General features: G+C 62.4%; 8 protein-coding genes and 1 pseudogene. 2 read left to right on the top strand and 7 right to left on the bottom strand.

The annotated features are described in order from the left end of the window. Window positions 1–79: 79 nt before the first annotated feature. The 3 genes and pseudogenes from M3461_22415 to M3461_22405 form a co-directional block, all read right to left on the bottom strand. A pseudogene (locus tag M3461_22415) lies at window positions 80–445 on the bottom strand (N-acetyltransferase family protein). A 517-nt stretch (window positions 446–962) separates the two neighbouring features. Next, entirely contained in the window at window positions 963–1,331 is a 369-nt protein-coding gene (locus M3461_22410; protein MDQ3776903.1) for a DUF393 domain-containing protein, read from the bottom strand. Between the two features lie 106 nt (window positions 1,332–1,437). Next, the gene (locus M3461_22405; protein MDQ3776902.1) at window positions 1,438–1,920 is read right to left on the bottom strand and encodes a hypothetical protein; all 483 of its coding nucleotides are present in this window, start codon (window positions 1,918–1,920) and stop codon (window positions 1,438–1,440) included. 420 nt (window positions 1,921–2,340) lie between these two features. Between M3461_22405 and M3461_22400 the strand changes: the two genes are divergently transcribed. Further along, window positions 2,341–2,712 (top strand): hypothetical protein, encoded by a 372-nt coding sequence (locus M3461_22400; protein ID MDQ3776901.1) that lies wholly within the window; start codon window positions 2,341–2,343, stop codon window positions 2,710–2,712. Window positions 2,713–2,939: 227 nt separating this feature from the next. On the opposite strand, the gene M3461_22395 is transcribed toward M3461_22400, so the two are convergent. The 4 genes from M3461_22395 to M3461_22380 are packed head-to-tail and all read right to left on the bottom strand — an operon-like array spanning window position 2,940 to window position 6,072. Beyond that, window positions 2,940–3,707: a hypothetical protein gene (locus tag M3461_22395; protein MDQ3776900.1), complete on the bottom strand. Its 768-nt coding sequence runs from the start codon at window positions 3,705–3,707 to the stop codon at window positions 2,940–2,942. Beyond that, window positions 3,697–4,665, bottom strand: coding sequence for a stage II sporulation protein M (locus M3461_22390; protein MDQ3776899.1), 969 nt, complete (start codon window positions 4,663–4,665; stop codon window positions 3,697–3,699). The genes M3461_22395 and M3461_22390 overlap by 11 nt, the downstream gene beginning before the upstream one ends. Continuing rightward, complete coding sequence (locus M3461_22385) at window positions 4,662–5,363, bottom strand: RDD family protein (protein ID MDQ3776898.1); 702 nt, start codon at window positions 5,361–5,363, stop codon at window positions 4,662–4,664. Before M3461_22385 ends, M3461_22390 begins: the two co-directional genes overlap by 4 nt. Before the next feature lie 16 nt (window positions 5,364–5,379). After that, the gene (locus tag M3461_22380) at window positions 5,380–6,072 is read right to left on the bottom strand and encodes an RDD family protein (protein MDQ3776897.1); all 693 of its coding nucleotides are present in this window, start codon (window positions 6,070–6,072) and stop codon (window positions 5,380–5,382) included. Between the two features lie 112 nt (window positions 6,073–6,184). On the opposite strand from M3461_22380, the gene M3461_22375 reads away from it, so the two are divergent. Further along, complete coding sequence (locus M3461_22375; GenBank protein ID MDQ3776896.1) at window positions 6,185–6,385, top strand: AbrB/MazE/SpoVT family DNA-binding domain-containing protein; 201 nt, start codon at window positions 6,185–6,187, stop codon at window positions 6,383–6,385. The last annotated feature ends 211 nt before the right edge of the window (window positions 6,386–6,596 follow it).

The following is a 6,596-nucleotide window of genomic DNA, read 5'->3' as shown; positions in this document are numbered from 1 at the left end:
CTTTGGATGCGTGCCCACGGCTATACCTGATGTCATCGTGTGCTCCACTTTTGTGAACCGCCTAGTGCGGACCCGCATGCTAGGTGGTGTGGGGGCCGGGGGCCAAACGCCCCCGGCTACCCGATTGGCCGTCAACGGGCTGCGCCGGCGTTTCGAGCAACAGTTGATAGAAGCCAAGATCAAGCCAGCGCCCGAACTTGAACGCCGCGTGCTTGATAGTGCCTGCATGTACGAACCCCAGCTTTTCATGCAGCGCAATACTGCTTGCATTGGTGACGTCTATGCCACCGACCAGGATGTGATACTGCTGCTCGGCTGCTGCGGCGATGAGCCGTTGCATGAGCGCAAGACCAAGACCCTTACCCCGGTGGTCTTTGTGTATGTAGACCGAGTGCTCAACCGAATACTTGTATGCGGGCCAGGCCCGAAATGTTCCGTAGCTTGCCCGAGGATTGCACTGGCATGCGCTTCGTGTGTGCATATGACGAACTGCAATGATTCCTCCTGACGGCTAACGCCGGAATTGAGCGGCTGCCCACCCGCAACACACAACACAAGAAACCACACAACGTCACCTTGCGCGATAAACTCTTGCGAGTTGAACTCCAGCACGTCTTGGGATTCACTTACCAATTTGAAAAACCTCGCTGTCGCCTCAGGCCCTTCATGCCTTCCAGAGAACGGGACGTTCTCAATTTCGGGAAGTTGAAAATCAATGTCTTCTGAAAATAAATCGAGCAACGCTTGAATATCGCCGCTCTTGAACAGTTCGTAACTTCGTCGCACGATCCTCGTGTTTTCTTGTTCGTTCATGGTTTTTGTCCCCTACATTTAAGCGGATGCTTCAACTGAGCGTTGAGTCTATCGCCGCACCCGTGAAAGCGATAGCCGCCGAACGAGCAAAGCTCACCGGCGCGGCGCTTTTCTCCGCGTCCGTGTGGAGCGCCGTGTTAGCGGTGACATTACCAGTGCCCCTTGGCGCGGTTCCAGCGGTAAAGGAGGCGAGCAAAGACATTGTATGCCAAATGCGTAAGTTGCTTGAGCACGGGTAACCGCAACAGTTTCGCAAGCCAGCGCTGGCCGCACGTTTGTGACCATAGGCGCGTGAATGCGTCCGCTCCAACATTGAGCTGACCATCCGAGTCTTTGACATACAGCCGCTCCCGCACCTGCTCTAACGAAGCACCAACCTCCGACACCGCCTCTGGCTTAGTGTGCACATCGACCCACTCGATGTCCTCGATACCACATGCCTCCATGCGCTGGCGCTGGTCCTTGATGCCTGCATTACAAACAGGGCAGGCGCTATTGTAGTAGACCTTGATGGACATGTCCCAACTCGTGCTTGTGACCGCTAACGTATCAAGCTAACCGGGGGGCCGCGCCGATGCCCGCCAACAAGAAGCCGCGTACCGGCCCGTCCGGTTGAGAGCAGGGTTAGGGCGCGATGTAAATGTTTAGCGTAAAGCACGGACAACCGTCAGCAGCCTGACTTGCCTCAGGAGGAGCGGAGAGTTTCTGTCCCAGGAGTCGAGGGCCTCGAACGGCCATAGTGTTAACTGTAGTCCATTCGATGAAAGAGATGACGACTCCAGCGAGAAAAGCAAGGAAGGCATTCTCGGGAACCGCGATCGCGACCTCAAGTTCGCGATCAAACGGGCGGACAAAACCTTGAATGATCTGGCCATCCGGCCGACGATCGTGATTTCCGGAGTATGGCATGGCGCGGATGTGGGCATCTGAGAAGGCTGTGGCGAGATTCGGCGTAACCACCTCCGCTTTAAGGCGCAACTCAATATGAGGTTTCGCAGTCCCGTCTTCCTGTGCCAATAAAACCTCGCTCACTCGACCGATGATCCGCAGTTCCACATTGTTTTCTTCTTGCGCCAGGTATCGCTCGATGTGTGTCAGTTCCGCCATCTGTTTCTCCGCGCTCGCGCCCTAACTAGAACTGGGTCAAGGCGCCTGAAGTATCCCACTGCCGAGCCCCGGAGACAAGCGGCGATGGGTTCGCGGTGAAGCGCTGAAGAGTCGCAGCGACTCTGCCGACGGGACGCTGCCGCGCGGGCCGGGTGCAGCCACCCACGTCGCGAACCCGCAGGGCCTGGGTATGGCGGTTCTCTAATGGCGTTTGATGGGAGCCCATGGGCTATCTGTCACCTTCACCGTGAATACGGGCTACACAGCCTTTGGTGTTTCTACTTTCGTGCTTTTTGAAGCCTAGACATTATGACTTCCGCCGAGCGAGGCTGACCCCCGGTGGAAACGCGGGTTAGCCTCGACGAGGCCAGGGCCGCATAATGAACACGTGGTCATTAATAGCTAACCGGGAGGTCAGCCATGAAACACTCTAGCACACTGTACGTCGGTCTGGATGTCCATAAGGAGTCCATCGCGGTCGCCTATGTCTCCGATGCGAAGGACGCCGAGGTGCTCTACCTCGGTTCCATCGGGACCCGCCAGTCCGACATCGATAAGCTCATCCGCCAGCTCCACTCCAAGAGCGCTCAGTTGGTCTTTGTGTACGAGGCCGGCCCCTGCGGCTATTGGCTGTACCGCTATCTGACCAAAAAGCGCCTCCCCTGCTGGGTGGTGGCCCCCCTCGCTCAAATGTTGTGCAAATTGATTAAGGAGGTATTGAGCGACCTCTTCGTAGGTATTCCAAGTCTTACTCCGCATTTCGACCTCCTTTCTCTGAAGCCCAACAGTTGATTAGACAGAATCCGAAATTAGTGTGCTAGACAGAATCCGCCTATTGCACTGGATCCGGACTCTGTGTAGCAGCGCCCTCGGTCCAACTATAGATCAACTGATCGGCTCGTGCTAACAAGGAGGTGTGGCTATGAGCACGGGGACAGGGGCGCCCGCCCGTGGTGCGCACGGTCGTGTGCCCCCACGCGGGGCCGGGATCGCCGCGTAGGACGCGACGTCGGCCCGCATCAGGCGGCCTCGCGCGCGCTGGCGCGGCGCGCGGCGAGTTGGCGGAAGGCGATCTCGATGTCCCAGCCCTCGAGCTCGGTGCGCCGGTTGAGATAGAGCGTAAAGCCCGAGGCCACATAGAGCGGTTCGATGAGGGACAGGGCGACGAGGTAACTGAGATCGCACAGGACCTCCCCGGCGGGTGTCTGCATCCAAGAGAACACGAAGCGGTCGAACGACGGTCCCACGCCCTCGGGCAGCACGAGGAAGAAAAGTGCGATCCCCGCGAACATCAAGAGCACCTCGAGGTGGATACAGGCCGTGGTCAACCACATGGCGCGCTGGCGTCCGCCCTTACGCAAGAGGGCCGAGCGTCGCCGGCGCGCCGCTCCGCGCAAACCCTCCAGTTGCCAGACCGGTAGGGTGAACGATCGCGACGGATCGAAGCGGCCCCAGGTCAGTCCCCGCACGAGGCCGGTGCGGAAGAAGCCGAGCAAGGCACGCGCCACGTCTCCGGCGCCGGTGGCCTCGCCGAATACGGCGCGGCTCAGGACCAAGACGAGCGCGCGGTCGTAGAACGGTTTGAGCCACCACACGAGCGTCGACCACAACCAGTCCGCGTCCACCAGGAAGCGCGCCGCGGTGGCGACGCACAGGACCGGGACGAGGGCCACAGCCCAGGCGGCGTACACCGCGCCCCGGTGCGACTGGCAGAGCCGCAGGCCGACGTCCATGGCCTCGAAGGGCAGCCGCGGACGCACCGCGAGCGTCAAGGCCTCAATGCGCACGCCGGCCCATGAACAGGAAATAGGCGCCCACGAATAGCCAGAGCGCCGCGCCGATGAGGTACTTGGGCACCGGCGGCACGGCGGTCGTCGACGACCAGAAGGCCTCGATGAACGCGGCGATGAGGAGCATGGCCGCGGCCCCGTAGACGATCCGCACCGCGACCCGGGCGGTCGTCACGAGCGCCTCGCGCCGTGTGCACAGCCCCGGTGTCAGGAGCGCGCGGCCCAATAGGAGGCCCGCCATGCCGCTCAGCGCGATGGCGGTGAGCTCGAAGGCCGAATGGCCGGCCACGAACTGGAAGAAGGGCTCAGCATAACCGACACGGGTGAGATGTGTGGCCACCGCCCCGAAATAGAGGCCGTTGAAGACGAGCGCGGCGATGCTCCCGAGACCCAGGATCAACCCGCCGGCGAAGGTCTGGAAGCCGATCGAGAGGTTGTTCTGGATGTAGTGTCCGAACATCATGACGTTGGTGTCCGAGGCGCGCTTGAAACCGATGTGGGGCCTGCCCGGCTCGTACATCGCTTCGAGATCCACCACCTGGGCAGGGTCCATGAGGCTGTAGATCAGCTCCGGTTGTGCCCATACGACGGCGCTCATGGCGAGGGCAGGCAGGCACAGCAGGCAGGTCGCGACCCAGAAGGGCCCGGCGTGCCGGCGCACGAGCAGCGGAAAGTCCTCCAGGGCGAAAGACTTGATCTCGGACGAGGCACCGCTCCGGGCCCCGTACAGCGCCTGGTGGGCGAACAGGGCAAGCCGATTCAGGCGCAGGACGATCTGCGGTGGATACTGGCGGGTCCGGGCGAGCGCGAGTTGCTGGCAGAGTTGCCGGAAGCGCGCCGGGAAGTCGGCGGCCCCCGTGAGCTTTGCCCGGGGGTGGGCCAGTGCCTTGGTCGCCAGGTCCTCGATGGCTTGCCAATCCGACTGGAAGCGGCGGACGAAGTCGTTCGGGCTCATCGCTCGCCGGCGATGTGGCGCGCGTAGCCGAGGAGCCCGGCCGTCACATCGCCCTCCCCTTGCACGACGTCCCGGACGATGGCCGCGAGCTCCTCGGCGCGCTCGCGGGTGAGGCTCGGCACCCGCGCCGCAAAGGCCAGGATCGCCTGCTGCTCGGCGAGCGTGAACCGTACCGGTGGCGGGTGCGGGGTGGCCTCGGGCAGGCGGAGCGGCGGCGTGACGGTCTCTCGATACACCACCACGGTGCGGGCGGCCAAATCGCCCAGGCGCTTGAAGTCGCGGGTCAGCAGCATGGAGACCAAGCCGCAGCCATAGAAGAACGGCAGGAAGTCCACCGCGCGCAGCAGGTTCCGGATCATGGCGCCCGACCAGCCGACCGGCACGCCGTCGTCGTGTACCACCCGAAGCCCGAGCATCCGCTTGCCCGGGGTCGCGCCTTGGCCATAGACCTCGAAGAGGACCGGATAGAACCATTCGAGGCCGAAGAACGCGATGAGCAAGAGCCCCATTCCGAAGCGCCCCAAGGTGACCAGCCCGGCGGCGATCCCAAGATACGCCAGGGCGCGGATCCCGAAGTCGATGGCGAAGCAGAGAGAGCGCGGCACCGGGCCCGCGACCCGGAGGTCGATCGTCACCCCTTCGGGCGTCTCGACCGCACGGGCCGTGTCCAGCAGGGGGATCACATGCTTCGGGGTCACGCCTTGGTCGGGGCCGTCAATCCTTGACCACGATGGTGTCGGCGATCGTATCGTGCAGGCATTGACGCGAATCGCGGAAGATGAACAGGATGTCGATGAGCGCGTACAGCATGCCGATGACCGGAACCATGCCCACTGCCTGGGTCGGAAGATACCGGGCGAAGATGATGCGGGAGAGCGTGGCCCGCTCGCCGCTGCTCCGCACGATGCGGATCCCGAGCAGGCGCTTGCCGACACTCTGCCCGCGGGTGTGCAGCCAGTAGCCGTTCACGGCGAAGAAGGCCAAGAGGCCGGCGATCCCCCAGATTATTTGGGATACCACCGGATGCGCTTCGGCCCACACCAGTATCGCCGGGGGAGTGGCGTCGGCTGTACCGCCCCAGTCGCCCAGGACCATTCCGGCCAACATGGCCGGCGCGAACAGCAGTAGCATGACCAGTCCGTCGATCATGGAAGCGCCGAGGCGCGTGCCCCGTTCCGCGAGCCGCGGGTACGTACCGGCCTGATCGTTCACGTCGGCCACCGTGGCGGCGGGCGGGGCATAGGGATTGGCGGGGTCGGCCATGTATCTTTCCTGAGGGCGAGAGGCGGGCACGGTGAAGTCGTAGGACAGGTTCGGATCTCCTGTATAGCAGCCTAAGGGTGGCCTGGACAAGGCCCGGCCACCGAGCGGCTCGGTACCGGAGAACCAGAGTCCCTGATCCGACATGGCGGTGATGCCCGCCAGGCACGCACAAACCAGTGGCAAAGGCCACCCGGCCGAAGCGCCTGTTGCGATGTTGGCTTAGGGGTGTCCGATCAATATCCTCGGCGGGAGCCGGTTGGTCCGGCACGTCGCCGGCGCGCTTTTACTCAACCGATCGTCATCGGACGACCCGCTTGACCGAGTAAATATTGGCAACTCTCGAAGCATCCGGCTGCCGAAATCGCTGCTCGACAAGTACGCTATTACCGACACCGTGGTGATCGAGGAGCGTGAAGATGAATCTCCTGCTCCGCAGCAAGCACGATCAGCGGATTGAGGAAATCTACCAAGGATGGCCGAGAACGCGAAGATTGGAGTGATTTAGACGTGGCGCTCGCCGACGAAGGACGGTAACGTTCCTTTCATAGGTTATGTAGTTAAGGATTCGCGAAAATCGGCTCCAGACCGAATTGCAGCCGCCCACGTTGTCGATCCCGTTTAGGGTGTGCGCGTCGTGCGTTCCCGGCGAGGTAGTCGATGGCGCGTGC

This window comes from Pseudomonadota bacterium (assembly GCA_030860485.1).
In the GTDB taxonomy this organism is placed as follows: Bacteria; Pseudomonadota; Gammaproteobacteria; order JACCXJ01; family JACCXJ01; genus JACCXJ01.
This window is presented reverse-complemented; position numbering and strand designations above follow the sequence as displayed.